General features: G+C 57.5%; 17 protein-coding genes. 1 reads left to right on the plus strand and 16 read right to left on the minus strand.

Annotation, left to right across the window (positions count from 1 at the left end; all coding sequences use genetic code 11):
* Window position 1 precedes the first annotated feature (1 nt).
* From ACJ8KE_RS17560 to ACJ8KE_RS17575, 4 genes are all read right to left on the minus strand, one after another.
* Entirely contained in the window at window positions 2–928 is a 927-nt protein-coding gene (locus tag ACJ8KE_RS17560) for an aminoimidazole riboside kinase (protein WP_079450162.1), read from the minus strand.
* Between the two features lie 178 nt (window positions 929–1,106).
* Window positions 1,107–2,633: a p-aminobenzoyl-glutamate transporter gene (abgT, locus tag ACJ8KE_RS17565; protein WP_028127596.1), complete on the minus strand. Its 1,527-nt coding sequence runs from the start codon at window positions 2,631–2,633 to the stop codon at window positions 1,107–1,109.
* A 100-nt stretch (window positions 2,634–2,733) separates the two neighbouring features.
* Window positions 2,734–4,185: a M20 family metallopeptidase gene (locus tag ACJ8KE_RS17570; RefSeq protein ID WP_079450163.1), complete on the minus strand. Its 1,452-nt coding sequence runs from the start codon at window positions 4,183–4,185 to the stop codon at window positions 2,734–2,736.
* The gene (locus tag ACJ8KE_RS17575) at window positions 4,182–5,498 is read right to left on the minus strand and encodes a M20 family metallo-hydrolase (protein ID WP_048796751.1); all 1,317 of its coding nucleotides are present in this window, start codon (window positions 5,496–5,498) and stop codon (window positions 4,182–4,184) included. Before ACJ8KE_RS17575 ends, ACJ8KE_RS17570 begins: the two co-directional genes overlap by 4 nt.
* A 272-nt stretch (window positions 5,499–5,770) precedes the next feature.
* On the opposite strand from ACJ8KE_RS17575, the gene ACJ8KE_RS17580 reads away from it, so the two are divergent.
* The gene (locus ACJ8KE_RS17580) at window positions 5,771–6,667 is read left to right on the plus strand and encodes a LysR family transcriptional regulator (RefSeq protein WP_015379061.1); all 897 of its coding nucleotides are present in this window, start codon (window positions 5,771–5,773) and stop codon (window positions 6,665–6,667) included.
* Between the two features lie 28 nt (window positions 6,668–6,695).
* Here the strand turns inward: ACJ8KE_RS17580 and ACJ8KE_RS17585 are convergent, their stop codons facing one another.
* The 12 genes from ACJ8KE_RS17585 to ACJ8KE_RS17640 all read right to left on the minus strand — a co-directional run bounded on the left by ACJ8KE_RS17585 (window position 6,696) and on the right by ACJ8KE_RS17640 (window position 21,995).
* A complete protein-coding gene (locus tag ACJ8KE_RS17585; protein ID WP_028127597.1) occupies window positions 6,696–8,819 on the minus strand; it encodes a TonB-dependent receptor family protein in 2,124 nt (707 codons plus the stop codon).
* A gap of 160 nt (window positions 8,820–8,979) precedes the next feature.
* Complete coding sequence (locus tag ACJ8KE_RS17590; RefSeq protein ID WP_049299862.1) at window positions 8,980–10,116, minus strand: ABC transporter substrate-binding protein; 1,137 nt, start codon at window positions 10,114–10,116, stop codon at window positions 8,980–8,982.
* An 85-nt stretch (window positions 10,117–10,201) separates the two neighbouring features.
* Window positions 10,202–12,349, minus strand: a complete 2,148-nt coding sequence (locus ACJ8KE_RS17595) for a phosphocholine-specific phospholipase C (protein ID WP_442517329.1) — start codon at window positions 12,347–12,349, stop codon at window positions 10,202–10,204.
* Window positions 12,350–12,472: 123 nt separating this feature from the next.
* A complete protein-coding gene (queF, locus tag ACJ8KE_RS17600) occupies window positions 12,473–13,312 on the minus strand; it encodes an NADPH-dependent 7-cyano-7-deazaguanine reductase QueF (RefSeq protein ID WP_049299937.1) in 840 nt (279 codons plus the stop codon).
* The gene (locus ACJ8KE_RS17605; RefSeq protein WP_004937338.1) at window positions 13,290–14,186 is read right to left on the minus strand and encodes a queuosine precursor transporter; all 897 of its coding nucleotides are present in this window, start codon (window positions 14,184–14,186) and stop codon (window positions 13,290–13,292) included. The genes queF and ACJ8KE_RS17605 overlap by 23 nt, the downstream gene beginning before the upstream one ends.
* Window positions 14,187–14,801 (minus strand): helix-turn-helix domain-containing protein, encoded by a 615-nt coding sequence (locus ACJ8KE_RS17610; protein WP_016930109.1) that lies wholly within the window; start codon window positions 14,799–14,801, stop codon window positions 14,187–14,189. It lies immediately after the preceding gene.
* Between the two features lie 531 nt (window positions 14,802–15,332).
* Window positions 15,333–16,634, minus strand: coding sequence for a cytosine permease (locus ACJ8KE_RS17615; RefSeq protein ID WP_028127599.1), 1,302 nt, complete (start codon window positions 16,632–16,634; stop codon window positions 15,333–15,335).
* A gap of 20 nt (window positions 16,635–16,654) precedes the next feature.
* Window positions 16,655–17,344 carry a helix-turn-helix transcriptional regulator gene (locus ACJ8KE_RS17620; RefSeq protein WP_004937346.1) on the minus strand — a complete coding sequence of 230 codons (690 nt, stop codon included), beginning with the start codon at window positions 17,342–17,344 and terminating at the stop codon, window positions 16,655–16,657.
* A 27-nt stretch (window positions 17,345–17,371) separates the two neighbouring features.
* The gene (locus ACJ8KE_RS17625; RefSeq protein WP_016930107.1) at window positions 17,372–17,782 is read right to left on the minus strand and encodes a GNAT family N-acetyltransferase; all 411 of its coding nucleotides are present in this window, start codon (window positions 17,780–17,782) and stop codon (window positions 17,372–17,374) included.
* A gap of 427 nt (window positions 17,783–18,209) precedes the next feature.
* Window positions 18,210–19,124 carry an alpha/beta hydrolase gene (locus ACJ8KE_RS17630; protein ID WP_306376950.1) on the minus strand — a complete coding sequence of 305 codons (915 nt, stop codon included), beginning with the start codon at window positions 19,122–19,124 and terminating at the stop codon, window positions 18,210–18,212.
* 640 nt (window positions 19,125–19,764) lie between these two features.
* On the minus strand, window positions 19,765–20,649 hold the full coding sequence (locus ACJ8KE_RS17635; RefSeq protein ID WP_016930105.1) for an ATP-grasp fold amidoligase family protein: 885 nt from the start codon (window positions 20,647–20,649) through the stop codon (window positions 19,765–19,767).
* Window positions 20,650–20,699: 50 nt separating this feature from the next.
* Complete coding sequence (locus ACJ8KE_RS17640; protein WP_028127600.1) at window positions 20,700–21,995, minus strand: lysine N(6)-hydroxylase/L-ornithine N(5)-oxygenase family protein; 1,296 nt, start codon at window positions 21,993–21,995, stop codon at window positions 20,700–20,702.
* Between the last annotated feature and the right edge of the window lie 775 nt (window positions 21,996–22,770).

The raw sequence follows: 22,770 nt of genomic DNA on the forward strand, positions 1-22,770 counted from the left end.
ATCAACGCAGAAAAGCGGCCAGCTCTTCGGCGTGAGGCAGGGCGGTCATGGCGCCCTTGGCTGTGGTGGCCAGCGCGCCGCAGGCCTGAGCCTGGGCGATAACCGCCGGCCATTGCGCGTCCTGCGGCAATGCGTGAAGGCGCGCCAGCGCCGCTAACAGCCCGGCGACAAACGCGTCGCCGGCGCCGGTGGTATCGACCGGCACGACCGACGGCGCGCGGAAATGGCGCAGGCGATGCCCATCGTGTACGCAGACGCCGTCGCCGCCCAGCGTCACCAGCAGCAGGCGCAGCGGATAGGTTTGCATCATCCAGCGGATGCCGTTCTCCACATCGTCAAGGTGGCTGATGAAAGCCAGCTCTTCGCGCGACAGTTTCACCACATCCGCCAGCAGCAGCGCCTTTTGCAGGCAGGGGCGCAGCGCTTCCGGCTGACGCCAGACCTCTTCGCGGATGTTGGGATCGAAACTGACCCGGCCGCCGACTGCCCGCATGCGTTCCATCGCCGTAAAGGCCGCGCTGCGGCTGGGCTCCTGCGACAGCGCGATGGAGCAGAGGTGCAGCCATTCGCCCCGTTGGAAAGCCGGCAGATCGTCGGGCTGCAAAAACAGATCGGCGCTGGGCTGCACCATAAACGTGAATGAGCGCTCACCGTGCTGATCGAGATCCACCACCACCGTGGAGGTGTGGTGTTCGGGATCCGGTCGCATATGACCGATATCCACCCCTTCATCGCTCAGCACCTGCTGCAGAAAGGCGCCGAAGCTGTCTTGCCCCACCCGGCCGATAAAGGCGCTGTCGCCGCCCAAGCGGGCGATACCCACCGCCACGTTCGCCGGCGCGCCGCCGGGGCATTTGAGATAACCGTTGGCATTTTCCGGCATCAGGTCGATCACGGCGTCGCCCAGCACCCATACGCGATTCATCATGCTTAATCCCTGTTTTTGTCGTTGTCAGATGGTGAGCTAAAATAGAAGAACCGGTTTAGCAAGGCAATGAAATAATCCTCAGAGCCGCTTGGTCAGTGAGGAAGATCAATCTTTCTGCTGGGCTTGGGGAAGAGGGAATCTGCCCCGCGAACCAGCGCGGGGCGAGATAGCGGGGCGTTTAGCCCAGCTTCGGATAGACGCCGGGACCGATTGGCAAGCCTAGCGCATACCAGACCAGCAGCAGCAAAATCCACACGCTGAAGAACACCACGGGATAGGGCAGGATCAGCACGTAATAGGTGCCGAGCTGCGCGTCTTTGCGGTAGCGCTGCAGGAAGCCGAGGAACAGCGGCAGGAACGGTGACATCGGCGCCAGCGGCAGCACTGCAGAGTCGGCGATGCGAAAGATCATCTGGGCGAACGCCGGGTGGAAACCGAGCAGCATAAACATCGGCACGAAGATCGGCGCCAAAATTGACCAGATCGCCGAGCCGCTGGCGATGAACATGCACAGGAAGGCGGAGAGGAACATCAGGCCGAGAAATGCCGGTGCGCCGCTCATGCCGGCGGCTTCCAGCATATCGGTCAGACCGACGGCCATAAACTTGCCCATGTTGCTCCAGTTAAAGAACGCCACGAACTGCGACAGCGGAAACACCATCACGATGAAACCCGCCATGCTTTTCATCGGATCGAGCAAGTGGTGGGGAATATCGTCCGGCCGCCGGATCTGTTTGGTGACTACGCCATAGGTAATGGCGACGGTGAAGAAGAACAGGATGATGATCGGCACAATACCCTTGATGAACGGGGAAGGGATCACCGAACCGGTGTTCGGGTCACGCAGCGGCGCGGCCTCCGGCACCACCAGAGCGGCGATGATGGCGATAAACACCAGCGCGGCGATGCCGCTCATCATCAGCCCCCGGTTCTGCAGCGGGGTCAGCGCTGCGATTTTGTCTTCGGCGCCGCCTTGCCACTTCGGCAGACGGGGCTCGATAAACTTGTCGGTGAGCAGCGCGCCGGCGATGGTCAGCACGATCACGGAGGTGGCCATAAAGTACCAGTTGTCTATCACGCTGACGTGAACCGCGCCATCCACCGCTTTGGTGGCTTCGGTGCTGATGCCGGAAAGCAATACGTCGGTGGTGACGATCAACAGATTGGCGGTAAAACCGGAGGCGACGCCGGCGATCGCCGCCAGCAGTCCGGCTATCGGGTGGCGACCCACCGCTACAAACATCAGCGCGCCGAGCGGCGGCATCACCACCAGCGCGGCGTCCGACGATATATGACTGAAGAAGGCGATAAACAGCACCATATAGCTGGCGTAGCGGGCGCTGACGCGCGAGGCCATTTTATACATCAGCGCCTGCAGCAGGCCGACCTTTTCCGCCAGGCCGGCGCCTATCACCAGCGCCAAAATAGCCCCCAGCGGCGCAAAACTGCTGAAATTATGGATGATATTGGGAAATATCCACTGCATGCCCGCCACGCTCATCAGGTTATTCACCTTGATGAGCTCGCCGGTGGCCGGATTTTTCACCGCCACATCGAGCCAGGAAAACAGCGCGGTGGCCAGCATAAGCACCAGGATCAAATAGACGAACAATAAAAACGGATTGGGGATCTTATTGCCGATGCGTTCCACCCAGTAAAAAACGCGTCCGGGGCTTTTATTGATTGGCGTTGTGGCCTCACTCATGATTTTACCCTCTGTGTTTGCTCTGTTGTGTGATTGTTATTATTTGATTTATTTATAATTATGCTCGGTGGCCCGGTGTTCCGGGCCCTGTCTGTTCATGCTATTTCAATGGAGATGGCTTCACCCCCTGCGGGATGGGGCAGCGGTACGGCTGTTCGGCGCGCCGGCGCTCAAACTCGCTGCGGCAGCGCGCCAGCAGGGCGCTGTCGCTCAGCAGATCGACGGCGGTCGCCGCCATCACCTTGCCGGCCAGGCACATGCCCTTATGGGCGATAGCGGTGCGGCCCTGCGCCACCAGTTGCCAGGTGTGCAGCGGAGTGCCGAGTGCGAAACAGGGGCTAAAGCATTGGGCGGTCGGCGCCACCCAGCTCACGTCGCCAACGTCGGTAGAGCCGTACAGCAGATCGTCGGATTCCACATAAGGAGCGACCTCGTCCATCAGCACCTTATCTCCCAGCAGTTGCACCCACTCGCGCCCGGCTGCACCGCCGGTGCGGGCAATGTTGAGTTTGGCGTTGCGCAGATCGTCGCGGCTCAGCGTCTGGCGGATTTCCTCGGCGAAGCGGCGTTCGGCGTCGCTGTACTCGGGCAGACCGAAATCACACAGGTTTTGATACATCGCGCGTTCAAGACTGCGGTTTGGCACATAGTTGGAGCAGGCCTTGTCGAAGCGCACTTCCATCTGGGTGTCAGTCATCAGCGCTGCGCCCTTGGCGATGTTAATCACCCGTTGGTAAATGTCCTGCGCCTGGTCGAGCTGCGGTGCGCGGATCAGGTACAACACCTCTGCGTCGGCCTGCACCACGTTGGGGGAGCTGCCGCCGGTGTGGGTGACCGCATAGTGCAGCCGCGCTTCTTGCACGATATGTTCGCGCAGGAAGTTGGCGCCGGTATTCATCAGCGTCACCGCGTCCAGCGCGCTGCGCCCCAGATGAGGCGAGTTGGCGGCATGGGCGGCGACGCCCTTGAAGTGAAACGCCGCCTGAATGTTGGCCAGCGTACTGGTGTTGAACATGCCGCTGAAGCCTTCCGGGTGCCAGGTGAGGGCGGCGTCGACGTCGTCGAACAGGCCTTCGCGCACCATAAAGGTTTTGCCGGAGCCCCCCTCTTCGCCCGGGCAGCCGTAGAAGCGCAGGGTGCCGGTCAGCCGGTTCTGCTGCATCCACGCCTTGGCGGCGAAGGCGCCCGCCAGCGCCGCGGTGCCCAGCAGATTGTGGCCGCAGCCATGGCCGTTGCCGTTTTCCACCAGCGGCTGCGGCGTGGCGCAACCGGACCGCTGGCTCAGCCCGGCCAGCGCGTCGTACTCGCCCAGCAGCGCGATAACCGGGTGACCGCTGCCGTAGCTGGCGATAAACGCCGTCTCGATGTCGCCCACGCCGCGCTCGACCGAGAAGCCTTCCTGTTCCAGCGCATCGGCCAGCAACGTGGCGGAATAGGTCTCGTTAAAGCGCGTTTCCGGATGGTCCCAAATCGCGTCGCTCAGCGCGCTGAAGCGGGACTGGCGTTGGTCAATGTAGTCGTCGATAAAAGCCTGCAGTTCTGAGTTGCTCATGCTCCGCTCCCGAATGTCGGCAGGTTCAGCGCCAGCGACGCCAGCGTTTTCACCGCCACCGCCATCACCTGTTCGTTGAAGTCGAATTTCTCGTTATGGTGTCCGGCGCTCAGCTCGGTGCCGAAAATGACATATGAGGCTTGGCCGCCGCGGGATTTCACCCGTTCCATCATGTAGGTGGCGTCTTCCGAACCCGCAGCCTGTTCGCGGCGATCGACCACCGAGGTCAGCTCGGTTATCTGCTGCGCCTGGCGACGGATGTAATCCACCCACGGTTGGGTCGGTTTGCTGCTCTGCGCCGCGCCCATCAGCGCGATGTCGCAGGCGACGCCGTGCATTTTGGCTGCGCCTTCGATGGCGTTCAGCGCCTGTTGATAGACGAACGCGTTGATCTCATTGGTGGCGCCGCGCGTCTCCACCTTCATAAACGCCCGATCGGCGATCACGTTGCGGCCGGTGCCGGCCTGCAGCACGCCGACATTGATGCGCGAGCTGCCTTCGCTGTGGCGCGGGATGGCGTAAAGCCCCAGCGCAGCCTGCGCCGCTGCCAGCAGCGCGTTGCGACCGTCTTCCGGCTTGGCGCCGGCGTGGGAGGCGACGCCGCGAAAGGTAACGTCCAGCTTGCTGGTGGCCATAAAGCTGTCGCTGCCGCACACCAGCTCGCCGGCCGGCACGCCGGTGCCGATATGCACCGCGGTGAAGAAATCGACGTCGTCCACCACGCCGGCCTCCACCATCGATTTTGCGCCGCGTGTGCCTTCTTCCGCCGGCTGGAAGATCAGTTTGACGGTGCCGCTAAGCTGGGACTCCAGGCTTTTGAACACGTGCGCCAGCCCCAGGCCGATGGTGGTATGGCCATCATGACCGCATGCATGCATCATGCCGCTGTTGCAAGAGGCGAACCCTTCACGGAACGGCAGGTGCTCGGGTTCCAGCAATTCGTTGAGATCGAGGGCGTCCATATCCACGCGGTAGGCGATAATCGGGCCGGGGCGGCCGGTATCGAGCGTTGCGACGATGCCGGCGAAGCCGCCGGAAAAGTGCGGCAACCATTTTTCCAACGCGCCCTGATTGCGGGCGCGCAGTTCCTGCGCCTCCAGCTCATCGGACGAGGGCAGTCCCATGCGCGCCTCTGCCTTGATGACCTCGCGGCCCAGCTGCAAACGATAACCCAGCCGATCGAGTTCTTCCGCCACCAGGGTGGCGGTGCGGAACTCAAACCAGCCGGATTCGGCATAGCGGTGGAAGTCGCGGCGCCAGGCCTGCAATTGCGGGTACAGATCGGCCACCAACATCGAAAGCGAATTAGTCATAGTGATATCTCATAAGTTATCGCGCGCTGGATCGCTCCAGGCAGCAGTTATGCTCTGAACTGAAATCAGACGGTGATGCTCTTGCAAGTAAAAAGGTGTATTTGGTTACTAACTGCCGTGAATGGCGCTTATTGGCGCAGAAAATGCGCTTAATTAAGCGAAATAAGAATTTGGTTATTTATTATGTTTTTTCCGAATGTACACAATGGAATCTGGCTAAATAAGATGCCAATATCTTGCTATTGATAAATAACGGTTATCGCCTTTCGCCTATGCCAGCCTCGATAAAATTGCACCAATTGCGTGCATTTGTGGACGTTAGCCGCCAGGGCAGCATCCGCGCCGCCAGCCGCACCTCTCGCCTTTCCCAGCCTGCACTGACCAAAGCCATTCAGGAGCTGGAAGAGGTGCTGGGCGCCAAGCTGTTTATTCGCCGCAGTCAGGGGGTGGTATTGACCGACTGCGGCGATAACTTTTTCCAGCATGCCAGCCTGATCCTCGAAGAGCTGCGGGTGGCGCAGGAAGACATTCAGCAGCGGCTGGGGTTGGCGGGCGGCACGGTGAATATCGGCGTTGGCGGCAGCATTGCGCGCACCGTGATGCCGCAGGTGGTCACCCAGTTTCACCGTGAGTATCCGAACGTGAAGGTGCGCATCGTCGAGGGGCAACTGGTGTCGATGATCCCAGAACTGCGCCAGGGCGAGCTGGATTTTACCGTCAATACCTATTACCCCAGCAGCCTCGACAACGAGCTGCAGTATGAACGGCTGATGGAAAAAGAGTATCGGGTGGTGGTGCGCAAAGGGCATCCGATGGAGGGGGCGACCTCGCTGAAACAGCTGCAGCACTGCGACTGGACCATGCCGACGCCGAAAGGCAGTTATTACCGGCTATTGCACGATCTGTTCGGGGACTTGGGCATGGCGCCATCGATCAGCGTGACCTGTGAGACCTTTATGGCCTGTACCAGCCTGGTGGCGCAGAGCGATTTTGTCAGCATTCTGTCGGTGGACGTGATTTCGGATCCGATTCTGGGCAAGCATTTGGTGCCGCTTGAGCTGGAAGAGCGTCTGCCGAAAGCGACGTTTTATCTTATCCAACGGAAGGACACCACCTTGACGCCGATGGGCGCGCACCTGGCGCGCCTGTTTCGTCTTTATTGTCGGTGATACCGAAGCCCCATCGGGGGCCTGGGTATCAGAAAGCGATCGACCCCTGCACGAAGAAGGTGCGCGGTTCGCCGACGTACTTGCCGAAGTTATTGTCGTTGGAGCGGGTGAAGTAGCGCTGATCGAACAGGTTTTTCACCCCGGCGCCCAGCGTCAGGTTCGACAGCTGCGGCCCGAAGTTATATTCCCCGCGCATATTCCACACCATGTAACCGGCGATGTTGCCGAACTGGCCATCGGCGCTTTCCTGCGTGATGTACTCCGGCCCGGTGCCCGGCGAATGCTGTTTCGACTGCGCATAACCGTCCAGATTCCATACCCAGCTGCCGGTGGCGTAACGCGTACCGACGGTATAGACCTGGCGCGAGTAGAACGGCAGATCTTTACCGGCGAAGTCGCCCTTGTCGGTGCTGGCCTTGGTGTAGGTATAGCTGGTGTAGACGCTGGCGCCGTCGAGCGCCCGATTCAGCTCGCTGAGATCGTAGCTGAGCGCCAGCTCGATGCCTTTGTGCTTGGTGGCGCCCATGTTGGTCCAGCCCACGTCGTTGCTGATGTACTGCAGCTGGTTATCGAAGTCGATGTAGAACAGCGTGGCCTCGGCCTTAACCACGGTGTCGTCGTAGCGGGTGCCGAACTCATAGGTGCGCGCTTTTTCCGCCGTCAGCCCCGGCGCCGGCTGGTTGCCGTTGCCGCCTTTGGTCAGTTGGAAATACTGCATGCTGCCGAACGAGGTGTTGGCGTTGGCGAACAGTTTCCAGGCGTCGGACAAGTGGTACATCACGTTCAATGACGGCAGCGGCTCGCTGTAGCTTTTCTCGCGGCTGATGTTGTTGAACGAATCGTCCACGTGGGTGCGAATGCTTTCATAACGCAGGCCCGGCGTGACCGTCCAGTTGCCGACGTTAATGGTGTCGTCGATATAGAACGCGTTGGCTGCGGTGCCGCCAGAGGTGTGCTGGTAATAGTCCGGGGTCTCCGGCGTCGAGCCGATATTCGCCGGGTTATACCAGGCCGAACGAGACGCCTTTTCATCCATGGTTTCATTCAGGTAGCGGTAACCGAGGGTGATCTCGTGCGCCATATCCCAGAAACGGAAGACCTGCGAGTAACTTGGTTCGATCGCCCAGGTTGAATAGTGGCGCGGATAGGAAACCATGCGCCGCTGGCCCGCGTTTTTGCCGGTGCCTTCCGATTCGATGTTGCTGCCGCGGTAGCTGTCGGTGAAGTAGGTCAACACTTCGAACTGTTTGTCGTCTTCCTGATGTTTGTACTTGAACGACATATCCTTGCGGCGGCCTTCGAACTGGTCCCACGGCCGCGTGGACTGGAACGGGTTCTGCGCGTATTGCGCGCTGCTCAGCCCGCCCGGCATGCCGGCTTTGGCGTCGTAGTAGTGGAAATTGGCCAACAGTTCGTCGCGATCGGTAAACGCATAACGCGTTTTCAGCATGAAATCGTCGATGTCGGTGTTGTCGTTGTTGTCGCGGTAGCCCTGGCCGTGCAGGCCGGAATAGAGCAGTTCGGCGCCGAGGCCGTTGTCTGCGGTGCCGCCCACGGAGGCGCTGGTCAGGGTCTTCAGGCCGCCGTGGCTGGCGCCCTGGGTTTGTACGCTGGCGGTGCCGCCAAACGTTTTGGGAATGTCTCGGGTAACGAAGTTGATCACGCCGCCGACGTTCTGCGGCCCGTAGCGCACCGCGCCGCCGCCGCGCACAACGTCCACCGATTGCAGATTACCGATAGACAGCGGAGCCATCGACAGCTGCGGCTGGCCGTAAGGCGCGACCGCCAGCGGGACGCCGTCCATCAGAATGGTGGAGCGTGGAGAAAGGCGCGAAGTCAGGCCGCGCACGCCGACGTTGAGCGAGATGTCGCTGCCGCCGGTGCCGTTGCTGTCGCGCACTTGCACGCCGGGTACGCCGCGCAGGCTATCGGCGATGGTTTGGTCGCCCTGTTCGTGCATTTGCTGCTGGGTGACGATGGAACGCGCGCCCGGATGGTTGAGCAGCACCGAACTGGTATCAGGGTTGTCCAGCCAGTTGCCGACGACGGTCACGGTGTCGGTATCGTTCTGAGATGAGTTATCAGTAGCAAGGACAGGGAATGCGATGGCGATGGAAGCCGTCAGCAGAGAAAGCCGAAAAAGAGGTGACATAATAATGCCTTAAGAGTTTCAGACCCGGATGTATTTTTTTAGAAAAGACAATCTTAATGATAATTATTGGCAAGTAAATAAAATTGTTACGGGATAGTTAAGTAGGCAACTAAATAATGACTGCGGGAAACAGGGCCCGGCTGGCGGGCCCTGGCGGGGGTTATTGTGGCGTAAGCCAGAAGACGCCGCTGTAATCCAGCGCGGTGAATTTCCGGTGCACCATTTCGATATCCGCTTGCGGATCAATATCTTTAAACAGCGCCGGGTGCAGGAATTTGGCGATCGCCTCAACCGCGATAAAGTTGAGCGGCGTGTCGTAAAATTGATGATAAATCGCCATCACGCGTTTTTCTTTCACCGCTTTCAGCACGTTAATGCCGGTGCGATCCAGCAGGTGCGCCAGTTTCTTTTGGCTGGTGGCCATATCGGTGGCGTAACCCAGCGGCACCGCCAGCGTGCCGCGATGGCCGCGGCTCCAGTCGGCGCCGGTCAGCAGATAGAAATCCGGGTTGCTGCTGATCACCTGTTCGACGTTTACTTCACCGCCCATGTCTGAAAACAGCGTGCTGCCGATATTGTTGCCGCCGGCGGTATCGATGAACTGCCCGAAACTGCCTTTGCCGAAGGTGTTGCAGCACTGTTCGCCTTTGATGCCGGCGCTGCGCTCGATGAAGACGCTGGGGCGCTGTTCCGGTTTCAGCGTGGCGACCCGCTGCCGCACCAGCTCGAGGCGCTGCTGATAGAGACGGATGAAGGCGTCGGCATTGGGCTGCTCGTCAAATACTTTACCCAACAGCGCCATGCTGGCGATGGTGTTGGTCAGCGGCTGTTGGCGAAAATCGATGATCAGCACCGGGATGCCGACTTTTTCCAGCTGGGTCAGCACGCCGCTGTCTTTCAATTTGCTCAGCAGGCCAATGTCGAAAATGATCAGATCCGGTTGACGCACCACCGCGCTTTCCACGCTGAAATCACTGGTGTAGGGGTTGTCGAAGGTGGGGATCTGCATGACCTGCGGGAATTTTTTCGCGTAGGCTTCAACCAGATCCGGCGCTTTGACCTTCAGCGAGTTGTCCCAGGCGATGATGTTTTTCAGCGGCTCCTGCGGATGCAGAATATTCAGCGCCAGCAACGCGCGGGCATCGGCCAGGATAACGCGTTTTGCCGGTTGCGGCAGGGTGACCTGGCGGCCGGCGACATCGGTGACGACGATCGGCGCGGCTTGAGCGGCGCCGGCCAACAGTAAAACGCAGGCGGCCAACCAGCGGCCGGCTTTGGCGATAAGAACAGCGGGCATGAAGATCCTTGGGTAATCGGCGAAGAACGAGAAGGCAATGATAAGCGATATCCTTTCGATTTTTGAACTCCCACAGTGCCGATAGTTACTCATGGCCCATCAGCGGGTCGCTGACGCTGTGTTCGCCATCTTCCAGCCGCCCCGCCAGACGACGCAGCCAGCCCCCGGCGCTGTGCAGCGTAATATCGTACCAACCGCCGCTGGCGCGGGCGTCAAATGCTTGCTGGTGGCTGCCGCCCGCAGGCAGCGTGACAGGCCACGGGCCTTGCTGCGTGTAAGGGCAGCGTTCGAGGGTGATCGCTATCGCTTCGGTGCCCGGGTTATTCAACTGCAGCAGCAGGTTGCGGCCCGTCGGGCGCAAACGCACCTCAGGCTGCGGCCGGCTCAGGGCACCTCGCAGTTCACGATGAAAGCCGTTGGGGCCGAGCAGCCACAGATGGTACTCATTTTCCGCCCGCCAGTCGTCGCTGACCGCCTTGCCGGCCTCGACGGTATAGCGGCGCGGGATTTGCGTCAGGTCTCGCCGATCGTAGACGTGAAACACCGCCCCTTGCTCGCCGGTATTGAACAGGTTCAGCGTCACGCGGTGCTGCTCGGTCGCGACGCTGGCCTCGACGTGCAACTGATAGGGCAGTGCGCGAGAAGGGCGCGCCAGGCGGCGTTGGTGTGGCAAACGCTGGCGGGCGGGCGGCGGCAGCGGCACCTGCGGCAGCTGTTCCTGACGCTGGCGCAGGCCGTCGGCGGCGTGGCGGCTGGTGGCGGGCAGGCTCGGCAATGCTTCGCCGTTAGGATCGACAAAGTTGAATGCCGAAGTGAGATCGCCGCACACCGCGCGGCGCCAGGCGCTGATGTTGGGTTCATGCACCTGAAAGCGCTTTTCCAAAAATTGCAGCACCGAGGTGTGATCGAAAACCTGCGAATTGACCCAGCCGCCGCGGCTCCAGGGCGACAGCACCAGCATCGGCACCCGCGGGCCGGGGCCGTAGATGCGGCCGTCCGGCGGCGGCTGGTCTTGCGAGCCGGGCGGCGCCACGTGCTGGAAGATCTCGGTATCGAACGGCACCGTCGATTTACCGGCGAAGCTGCCGTCTTCGCGCAGCGACGGCGCGGAAGGCGAAGGCATATGATCGAAAAAGCCGTCGTTTTCGTCGTAGTTGACCAGCAGCACGGTTTTACTCCACACCTCCGGGTTGTCGGTCAGCGCGTTGAGGATCTCTTGCGTGAACCAGCCGCCCTGCACCGGGCTGGAGGGATCGGGATGTTCCGAATAGGCCGCCGGCGCGATGATCCAACTGACCTGCGGCAGTTTGCCCTGCTGCACGTCGGTGCGGAATCCGGCCAGCATGGCGTCCAGGTCGTTGCCGTCGGCGGCCGGCAGGGTGTTGCCGTTGCCTTTGTACAGCGGCGCGGTCGCGTTGAGCTCGTCGCGATAAGGCACGAAGGCGTTGAAGTCTTTTGGCGGCCGAGCCGGGTTGCCCACTTGAATGCTGGCGGCGCGGTATTGGCGAAAGCCCGCCAGAGGGTTGTCGGTAAAGTTGTCCGGCAGGAATTGATACACCTTCCAACTGACGCCGCTCGCCTCCAGCCGTTCCGGATAGGTGGTCCACTGGTAGCCGATGTCCGCCGGGCCGGGGCTGTCCCATTCGTTGACCACTACCGCCACGTTGGCGGCGGACGGGCCGTTGGTGCCGGTCCAGTGGAACAGCCGGTTGGTGTTGGTGCCGGCGTGGATGGAACAGTGATAGGCATCGCACAGGGTGAAAGCGTTGGCCAGCGCGAACTGGAACGGCAGCTCTTGCTGACGGTAGTAGCCCATCGAGGCCGGCGTTTTGTAGGTGGGCCAGGCGCTCATGCGGCCGTGATCCCAGGCGGCTTGCTCATCCACCCACGAGTGTGGCGTGCCGGTGACGCGCTGGGCGTTGCCGCGTTTGCTGTCCAGATGGTAGGGCAGCACCAGCCGTTCGGCACCCTGTTGCTGCCAGACGAGGCGATCGCCGGGCAGTGGGATGGTAAAGCGATCGCTGAAGCCGCGCACGCCCGGCAGGGTGCCGAAGTAGTGATCGAAAGAGCGGTTTTCCTGCATCAGGATCACCACGTGTTCGACGTCGCGCAGGGTGCCGGTGCGGTTGTTGGCGGGAATGGCCTGCGCTTTGCGAATCGAGGCGGGCAACAGCGATAATGCCGATCCGATGGCGGCAGCCCGCAGGATATCTCTGCGTGAAAGGTCAGGCATGCGTCGTTAATCTCCGTCAGTGTGCTTTGAAGATAGCCGCTGACGACGATAATGGCGAAAAATAACAGGGAGATGAAAGCGAGGGAAACAATGCTCCCTGGCGGGAGCATTGGGGGGTAACGCTTACTGCCTGATCAGGCGGCCGAGCGCCGGCGCCGTCTCGAAATCGCTGCGGAAGGGGTTGATGTCCAGGCCGCCGCGGCGGGTGTAACGCGCGAACACGCTGAGTTTTTCCGGGCGGCAGCTCTGCTTGATGTCGTTGAAAATGCGCTCGACGCACTGCTCGTGGAATTCGTTGTGCTGGCGGAAGGAGATCAGGTAGCGCAGCAGGCTTTCGCGATCGATTTGGCGGCCTTCATAGCGGATAACCACGCTGCCCCAGTCCGGCTGGTTAGTGACCAGGCAGTTGGATTTCAGCAGATTGGAAGACAGCGTCTCCGCCACGCGTTCCCCTTGATCGGCCGCGCCGCTCAGGTATTCCGGCTTGAAGGCGAAGTCGTCGATCGCGATATCCAGATCGTCGATGTTGATGCCCGGCAGGCGATCGATTTGCGCCGGGTAACCTTCCAGCCCCGGATAGAGTTTGACGGTGACCTGGCCGTTGGCCGCCTGCGACAGATCCTTCTGCATGGCGGCGCTCACCTGTTCCACGCTGTCGAAGCGCGTTTGGTTGAAGCTGTTGAGATACAGCTTGAACGATTTGGATTCGATCAGGTTGGAAGAAGAGTGCGGGAAGGTAAATTCGCCGATGCCCACCACCGGTTTGCCCTTGCCGTTGAGCCACGACAGCTCGAAGGCGGTCCAGAGATCAAAGCCGCTGAATGGCAGCTGCCGCTCGTCCACGCCGATTAGATCGCGGCCGCGCGCGCGCGGCAGGGCTTCGAGCAATGCGGGAGCATATTGATCCGGATAATCGGAGTTCGCGCCAAGATGGGTGATCTTATCTTGCTTTTGGATATGCATATTCATTGCCCTTTGCTTGTTCGGTATTGATGTAGCGGTTAAACAGACTGCGGGTGGCGTAGATCGGCCCGACGCCCAGCAGGGCGTAAACCACCTTGATCAGGAACTGCGACAGGATCATGGTCTTGATGATGTCCCAGCTCAGCACGTTGTAAAACGCCAGCGTACAGAACACCACGCTGTCGATGGCCGACGCCACTACGGTACTGGTGATCACGCGCACAAACAGGTAACGGGAGTTGGTCAACTCTTTGATTTTGCAAAGCAGATAGGAATTGACGTTCTCGGAAATCAGATAGGCCGCCGACGAGGCCACCAGCACCGCCATGATGCTGTGCACGATGCCGTTGTAGGTCTCGCTGTACTCCCACTGCGGAATGCTCGGCACCAGCGTTGTCACCCAGACTCCCAGAACGAAGGTCAGGTTGGCGATAAACGAGATGATGATGGTGCGCCGAGCCAACCGCAACCCATAGAATTCGTTAAGGATGTCCACCAGAATGAACGTGAGCGGGTAAATGAAGATCGCCGGCGGCGTGATGAGATTCAGTACCGGGATTTGGATCGGTTTGACGCCGCACAGCGTTGAGAAAATATAAATCACGCTGAGCGCCACGGTAATAATCAGATAGGCGTACCAGGAGCGTTCGTGGCGATCGCTGAGCTCGTAGGCGGTTTTTTGTTGGTTATCGCCATAGAGTTTGCGGTACAGCGCCTGCAGCTCGTGCCGGCTCAGATCTTCTGATATTTCGCTGTCGGCCAGCTCATTCAGCCCCATGGTAATGGTTTTGCCGGTGGCCAATACCATGACATTGGCCGCGATGGTGCCATGCCGGGTGAAGCCCAACAGCTTGAACTTCTGATTCGGTTCCATTTATAACCTTTCTCCAACGATGTAACCCAGGAATTGCACGGTGTCCTGAGGGCGTTTGTCCATGCTTTCGCTGTCTTTGTCTTCAACCACAAAGAAGCCGCTTTTTCCCGAGTGATACAGCAAAGGCGAATCGCAAATCAGTACCGGCGGGCGTTTGATGATGATGACCTCGCCGGGAATAAATGACCCTTTAATTTCGGTCTCTATTTTCATTGCCAACATGTTCGACTCATCGCCGAAGAAATAAGTCAAAGGGAACTCAGTGACCAACTGCCCGATCTTGCGCTGCGAGACGGCCAGATAGCGCGACTGCGGGATCACCGGAATGGCGGAAGGGTTCTTGTTGCCTTCGGTGGACAGCGTTTCGTTAAGCAGCTCCAGCTTTTCCAGATCGTAATCTTCGATCTCTTCACAGGAGACACCGAAGAAATCGGAGATCCGATTCACGGTGGATTGCTGAACGTTGTTCACTCTTCCGTCAAGAATTTTGTAGAGGGTAGTGCGCGTCAGGCCGCTGCGATTGGAAAAGGAAGCCTTGGTTTCACCGCGGGTACGCATCAGATATTCAATATTTTTAATGATGTTGATTTTGCGCTGTGCGTTGGTGGTTTTCATTGGCTGTCCTTACAAACATTACGCAGGCTTCACTATATCTTACGCATTGGCGTTGTCCAGATAAAAAGGCGCGGACGGGCGGGTAACGAACTGATTATTAGTGGTAATTATTGTTTATCGTCAGCCGTTTAGCGCAGTGATGTCAGCGGGGGTAGCCTGCTTCCTCTGCGAGAAAGATAAAGCCGTGCAAATCAATTGATTAGGTTTTACTTATGGAAAAGTGAACACAAAAGCCGGTTTTATGTTTACTTTTATGTTGACCAAAGCCGATTTCATGGGCTACTGTTCATGCAAGCTGAAGCTTTTCTTTACGATCAAAATACGGAAGCCGACAGTTTTTATAATAAAAAGCTCAGAGGGGGCATTGCCACACTCTGAGCATAAATGGATAGCTTGCTACCGACACCAGGGACCCTAACCACCACGGCCGCTTGTCTGCGCGATCGGCCCCTTCTTTTGCATTGAATCCCCTTTTCGAGCGTCAAACACTCCCCCGGGACCTGGAGGAGTGCATTACCGCGTTCACGAAAATCAGAGCGATTTCTGTGATGCCAGCGGTTTTTGCGCCCGGCTGAAGACCAGTTTAAGCACCCAATACAGCAGGCTGGCAGCGACCAGGGAATTGATGGTCGGTACGCCCCATTCGGTCGCCAGGCCGACGGCGCCGCCGGCGATGCTGGCGACGATCGCCGCCCAGCCGATAGTTGGCGTTTCGTTCGGCAACTGGCCGGTACGGCGGCTCTCATCCAGGATCTTGCGATGGCTGCGCAGCAGATAATAGTCCACCAGCATGATGCCGATAATCGGCGGGAAGACCACGCCAAGCACCGTCAGGAAGTCGACAAAGCGGTCAAGAATGCCCAGCACCGACAGCGTGGTGCCCAGAATACCGATCACCAGCGTAGTGTAGGTGTACTTCAGCTTCTTGCCGGTGATGCCTTCCACCGCGTTGACGATGCCCAGCGAAGAAGAGTACAGGTTGAGATCGTTGACGCGCAGGGTGGAGAACACCACCACCAGCAAACCGGCGCCGCCGGCCGCTTGCGACATGATGGTGACCACATCCGCGGTGCCCAGGGTTTTGGCGATCAGGATCGCCAGGCCGTTCACCACGAACTCGCCGGCGATGATGGTGAAGAGCGTGACGCCGAGCACGTGCTTGCCGTTTTTGGAGTAACGGGTCAGATCGGGGGTCATCAGGCTGGCCACGATGGCGCCGCCGACGACGATGGTGATGCCGGCGCTGATGGTCAGCGGTTCACCCGGCGGCGCCAGCTGGATGATCTCCTGCAGGTTATGGCCGGAAAGCGCGGTCACCGAAATATAGGCCACCAGCATGATGAACATCGGCACCGCGATACGGGCGGCGATGCGCAGCGCCTTGAAGCCGAATGCCACCAGGATGGTCAACAGCGTGCCCGAGAGCCCGGCGGCCAGGCCAAAGCCCAGCTTATTGCCGAGCGCGAAGTCGAGCGATTTGGCGAAAATGGCGTTCTGAATGCCGAACCAACCCAGCAGGCTGACGGCAACCACCACGCCGATCAGCACCGAGCCCAGACGGCCGAAACCGCACCAGCGCGCCAGCAGGCTGCCGGAAATGCCTTCGCGCATGCCTGCCAGCCCCAGGCCGAAGGTCACCACGCCGAAGATCAGGCTGCCGACGAAAATGGCGGTGAAGGCGTCGATCAGCGTCATGGAGTTGCCGAGCACGGCGCCGAGCATGAACTGGTCCAGCGCGGTCAGCATGCCCATATGCACGATGGCCACGCTTAAAAACGAAACTCGTTTATCTTGCGGCACCCGGGTGAGCGGATAATCTTCGATCTTTATCACGGTGAGATCTTCCTTGCGGTTCAAATAAACTGAATGCCTTTGGTTATCAGGCGATCGGGAATGTAGTTATCCAGATTGGCGTATTTGCAGTATTCCTCAAATTGCTGCTGAGTATGCACGTTGGCCTTCTGGTAAATGTTATAAATGCGGTTTTCGATGGTCTTATTGCTGACATTATAGATTTTGGCGATCTCTTTCACCGTAAATCGTTGCAGCATAAGGAAAATGACATCGAGTTCGGCACGGGTGAACAGCTCGTTATTGACTTCGGTGGTCAACACGCTGGGTTTTTGCTGGTTGATGTACTTCAACGGCGACAGGCTGTTCATCGGCTTGGCGTTCCAGATCACGCCAATCACCTGTTTGTCATCGTTGTACACCGGCAGCTTTTCGCTGATAAACGGCGTCAGGCTGTCTTTGCCGTACCAGTAGTGCGTTTCTATGACCGTGACCCGATCGCGCGCCGCTTCGGTCATCTTGTCATGTTCGATAAAGTCGGCGGCGGAGTCGGCCCAGTCGGCGGGGAACTCGTGGTCATATTTGCCGGCGACGTCGAAATTCAGCGGCGTATTGGTATAGAGATAAGCGGCGCGGTTCATATAGAGGTGGCGGGACAGGTGATCTTTGATGCCCCAGGGTTCGCTCAGGTGCTCCATCATGGTGATGAGGCCCTTAAAATAAGATTCATTATTTTTATGCGATGAACCCATACCCACCTCTGTGCCGCTCAGGCCGCGTTACAGGCTTTTAGCCAGATAATGGCGGGTGTGGCGATGCGCATAGTCGCCCAGTTCGCCGTAGACCCGGTAGCCCAGTTTTTCGTAGAAGCCTCTGGCCTGGAAATCGAAGGTATCGACATAGGCCATATGGCAACCGCGCTTGCGGGCTTCTTCTTCGGCCAGCTCCATCAATTGGCGGCCGTACCCGCTTTTGCGGCATTGATCGCCAACCCACAGATACTGCACTTCCAGGCCGCCCCACCAGGTGCGCGCGACCAGGCCGCCGACGATCTGCTGGCTGTCGTCGGTAACGGTCAGGAACAGCGGGTGAATGTCTACGGGCTGGGTTTTATGATTGTGCGCCCAAAGGCTGTCGATAACGAACTCTTCATCCTGCGGGTTGGGTTTGTCGGTGATATTAATATTCATTTTTAATATAATTCCCTGATTTAATTATTCAAAACTGAACTAGGCGCTTTCGCCCCAACCGCTTCTAATATCACTTTCGTTAATGTATTTCAAGGGTGGTTTTCACCCTTTTCCACCTGGTGAGCGGGCGCTTATGATAGGCGCCACAGGGAGAAGAAAATAGTGAAACAGGCGGTATTAAAACGCTGAAATGCCCTGCTTACACCATCTTTTCCTACTTGCGCCTCACCAGGGCCCCACCGGGAAAACTGCAGTACTGTATGGCTCCACCGGATAGAGCAAGCTCACTTGCCGACGGGGGAGCCACTTTGTTTTTTGACGCGCTCGCCCGCGGCCACCGTTCTCTGTCTCAGATATTAAACACTCTTCTTATCAGAAGATATGCGCCGCAGATGAAAATGTGGCCGATACCTTCTGAGCCGCGGATTCAGTCTTCTGCGATGACGCTGTCCAGCGCCGGCTCGATGGTCGCGCCCAGCATGGCGCCGTGCCCTAAGGTGGGCCATTCCCGATAGCCGACGGTGAAACCGTCGAGCTGCGCCAGCTGTTCGGCCAGCAAATGCGTTGCGTCCGCCGGCAGAGCGGGGCTCTTCACGCCGGGCGGGGCCGCGCGATCGCGTTCCGCCAGGCCAACCCACAGTTGCAGCCTTACCGCCGGCGTCGCGCGCCGTTCCGTCCTCTGCTGCGCTTCTTGCAGGATCATGCCATTGCCCCACCACAGCGAGGGTTCCACGGCGATATAGCGCTGAAAGGCGGCGGGATGGGTAAACAACGTGTGCAGAACGAAGAGCCCGCCGTAAGAGTGCCCCCACAGCGTCTGCCGCTGCGGATCGACCGCCAGTCTGGCGGCGATCGCCGGTTTGATCCGAGTTTCAATCAATTGCAGGAACGCATCCGCGCCCCCGCCGGACCGCGGCGGTGTCTTCATGCCTGCCGGCAGAGGGAGCGTATAGTCGTAGGCGCGGCCGGCGGCATCGATGCGCAGATCGTTGTCATAGCCGATCATGACCAGCACCGGCGGCCGCTTCGCCGCTGCCAATTTGGCCAGTAAGGCGGCGTTTAACTCCATCAGCACCGCGTTGCCGTCAAGGAAATAAATCGTTGGATAGCCGTCCGGCTCAGGCGCCCGATGCGGTTGGGCGATGCGAACGCGATAATGCCGTCGGCCATCGGCGGAGGTGAAGCGCAGGTCGCTGAAACGGTAATCCGCAGAATCGCTTTCGGCTACGGTAGCGCCGATCTTGCGTTCCAAATCGGGCCTGGCCAGCACGGAGCCCGGTAGCCAAAGGCCGATGGCGAGCGCCAGAAGCGCAGAGATAAAATGCCGGTTGGACAAAAACATGCGGGTTAACACCTTCGGAAAAAGGCCGATAGTAGCATCCGTTCGCGCCCGGCAAAAACCTAGCTTTAGGGCGGACATTCCGGCCGCGAATGGCGACCAAAACCCGGAAGAGGGTCGCCAGTTGCTTTGCCGGGTTAATAGCAACTCATTGTTATTATTGGTAAGTCAGGAATAAGCGAGATTGCAATTAATTAGAAATGGTTATGATTTTTATGGTGCGAGGAATGGCGAAGGGAGGGGGAAATACACGGTTATCAACGATTTTTAGCAAAAAAAGCCCTATAAAATAGGGCAAAGACACACAACAACACCAGGGAAACTTTCCGGTATCTTATATTATAGCTTCCTATACATATAGAACATTTTATTATAAATATGTAAGTGATTCTTATTGATTATTTAATGCCATTATTTTTCAAATGGTTATGTGGTCCGGCTGAGGCATTGCTCTTGGGTCGGCTGCGGGCTATCAGGGATGGGGGGCGGGGCTTTTCTGTAACGGCGGCATGAACAAGCGAGGTCATTGGCCCGATCACCCTCAGGGCAATACCGGCCGGCAGGCTGCGAACATGCCGGCCGGTATTCCTCCTCGCGCTGGATACTGCGCCGCACGATCTTCTCTGCGGGCGTCCGGTGAAAATCAGTGCTGTTGCAGCGTCAGCATCTTGCCAAGCAAAATATCGGTCGGCGGCAAAATATCCGTATCCAACCCGGCGGAGGGGGTAAAAGTCAGCTCGCCAAAAATGATCTGGCCTTGCGAGATGTAGAAATCAACGCGAACAAACTCAAAGGGCGCCGACAAGCGAGTGGCGTACTCAAACAGTTCATCATATCCCTCAGGTTTCACGAAAGCGTTTATCTCCTCCTGGCTCAATGCCAGGCAGTCCTCGCTATAGCAAAGGAACTTGAACTCTTTGTCGAAGAAGTAATATTTTGGCGTCCCGGTATCCCTGCCGACGCACAGTAAGGTGCAGTAAGGCACACCGCGGAAACAATAGATTTTATAGTCTTCAGGCCCGTGACCATTGGCCGATTCGATATATTTTTCCCCAATGATCTTTTTTTGTATCCCTTTGTAGTTGAGTTCTACATAGGTTTTCCAGTAATCGTCTTTCATCCACCCATCGATCAGATGAGAGGCGCTTTTAATGTTCAACGATTGCTTATTTTGGCAAATTAAATTATATCCTGAACCGTGGTTTCCCTTGATGACAAATTTATCAGGCAGCGTTTCCCACGGTATTTCCTGCACTGAATCACAGGAAAAATACAACTCATTAAGAATCTCTTCACATCCCTTTTCTTTGATGTACTCTCTCACCGCATATTTATCTGCACATTGAGTCACTAATGCGTTATTACTGTAGTCATTCAACTTAAGATGATTTATCTTTTCATTCCAGGTTGAGGGGGACTGTAAATTCAGCGGTTTGCCAAATGCCCTTTTGTATATCAATCTGGCCTTGAATTCGGGGGCTAATACGGCCAGCTGATTCAGAATAAACTTCTTGAATTGTCTCTTCATATACGTAATTCCATCAAAGCATAATGACAATGATTAAGACGTTCTTGTATTTAAAACGCGGGCGGCACGCTTTCACTGCGCCATTGAATGGCTGTCGGCGTTGTTCCCAGATCAAATGGCTTGTGCTCTAACGCCCGATTAAGAATGCGGGCCGATCGCCAGGCCATCAGGCTCAGCTGAGGATCGGCAATGCCGTGATTATGCATACTGGCGTTCATCGCAAATAAGCAGTTCTCCGCTGGGCCTTCCCACTCAAAGGTAAAGTCAGGGGCTATGCGGTATTCGCCGTCCGCAGTCTTCAACAACCGGTGGGCCAAAGGCTCAAGGAACTCAGGCGTCGCCGATTGATAACCGGTGGCAAAGATCACCACGTCCGCCTTGAAGGTTTCCTGGCCGTGATCGAGATGATGACGCGTTTCGAGCTGGTAGGCGTTATCCAGCGTGTGTTTCACGGCCGTCAGCGAACGGCTGGGCAGCAGGCGCACCCATAATTTCTCGCGCAGGACGTCGAAGCGGTGGTACATGGCGCGATAAATCGCCAGCAGCGACTCACTGGTGATGCCATCTGAGGTCATCTTTTGTTCGGCCAGCATATGCCGCTTGGCCGCGCTGTCCAGTGAGTAAAAGCTCTCGACGTAATCGGGCGTGAAGTATTCGTTGGCAAAAGCAGCCTCATCGAGCGCATTGTAGTTGTTGCGGCGCGATATCCAGTCGAGCTGCTCCGGCTGGCCCCATTCCCCTTTAAAAATATTCAGGAACAGATCTGCGCCGCTCTGGCCGCCGCCGACGATCGCCACGCGTTTCCCGGTCAGATCGGGGTTGCGCAGCATCATTTCGCTGGCGTGGAAACAGCGATCGCTTTGCGTCGTCACGCAATCCGGCAACTTTATTTTCTTGCCTATACCTATGCTGACGTGTTTGGCGTGGAAGACCTTATTCGAGGTGGTCACCACGAACTGGCGCTGCCGATCGTCAAATTCGACCCGCTGAACGTCTTGATTGAATGCCAATGATCCCATCCCGGCGGCGGCCCAGGTAAGGTAATCGGCGAACTCTTCGCGCGATGCGGTGCGCTGCTCCGTCGTCAGGAAACGATAAAATTTTCTGTTTTTCACCAGATAGTTGAGAAAGCTGTAGCGATTGGTTGGGGCAACCGCACTCACTAAATCTTTTAAGAAGTTGGTCTGCATACTGCAATCCGCCAGGATCATCCCTGGATGCCAGGAGAAGTGAGGCTTGCGTTCAAGGAATTGTCCCGTAAATCCCTCTATTTCACTTCCTAAGGCTGCCAGGCTAAGATTCGATGGGCCAAGGCCAATACCGATGATATCCAAACGCTGATTCATTAATAAGCTCCAGTATAATGAGAATAATACCCAGAAATACGGCTGCAGATAGGGTGGCTTATAGCAACCAGGCTGCCTTTTTCTTATAAGTAAGCTTCACGAATTAAATGTAATTAAACGGTGTACGGGCCAAAATGCCGCATTTTTAAATGCCCGTTGAGAATTCGGTAGCGCATCAGGTAAAGGCTACAGGCGTATTTCTTTCCATGAAAATCCCTATGAAGGTTTGCGCGTGTATTTAATGAATATTCCTAAGTAAAAATCCGATGCCGCCTGATTCATCAAGCCATGAAAACGGCCACCAGGGAGGATGTCCACCGTATGAGTTCTTATCTGCTTTTCTGGTGTATATGCCATTGCATTGCCGGGATCGGTGTATTCGTTGCTTAGAATAGCCTTAAAATAGGCGCGGGGAAGGTGAAATAACGTGATATTAGAGGCAGGATGCTTTTTGCAAAGATGAAATCGGAAGTGAAATTATGAAATTTGTGCGTTGTGAGGTGGTTTTTATCATTTAATTCAACGTGTTATTTTGTTTTTTGCGGCAGAGTATCACACTCTTTCACTGAGGTGATACGCACGCTTCTGTACCTTTATCTCCTCTTGTTGCCCCCCCGAACGGCAATATTTTACCCCGAGTTGCATCACCCTAATGGGCGCGGATGGTTCGCGTTAACTACCGGGGTCAGGATTCGTTTAATTAATGCCGGACAAAGGCTGGCCGGAGAGGGCGCTTGCTCGAGCCGAGTGTGAAAAAACCTGGCCACGCTGGCGC

Source organism: Serratia sp. CY56464 (assembly GCF_052168435.1).
GTDB classification, from domain to species: domain Bacteria; phylum Pseudomonadota; class Gammaproteobacteria; order Enterobacterales; family Enterobacteriaceae; genus Serratia; species Serratia marcescens.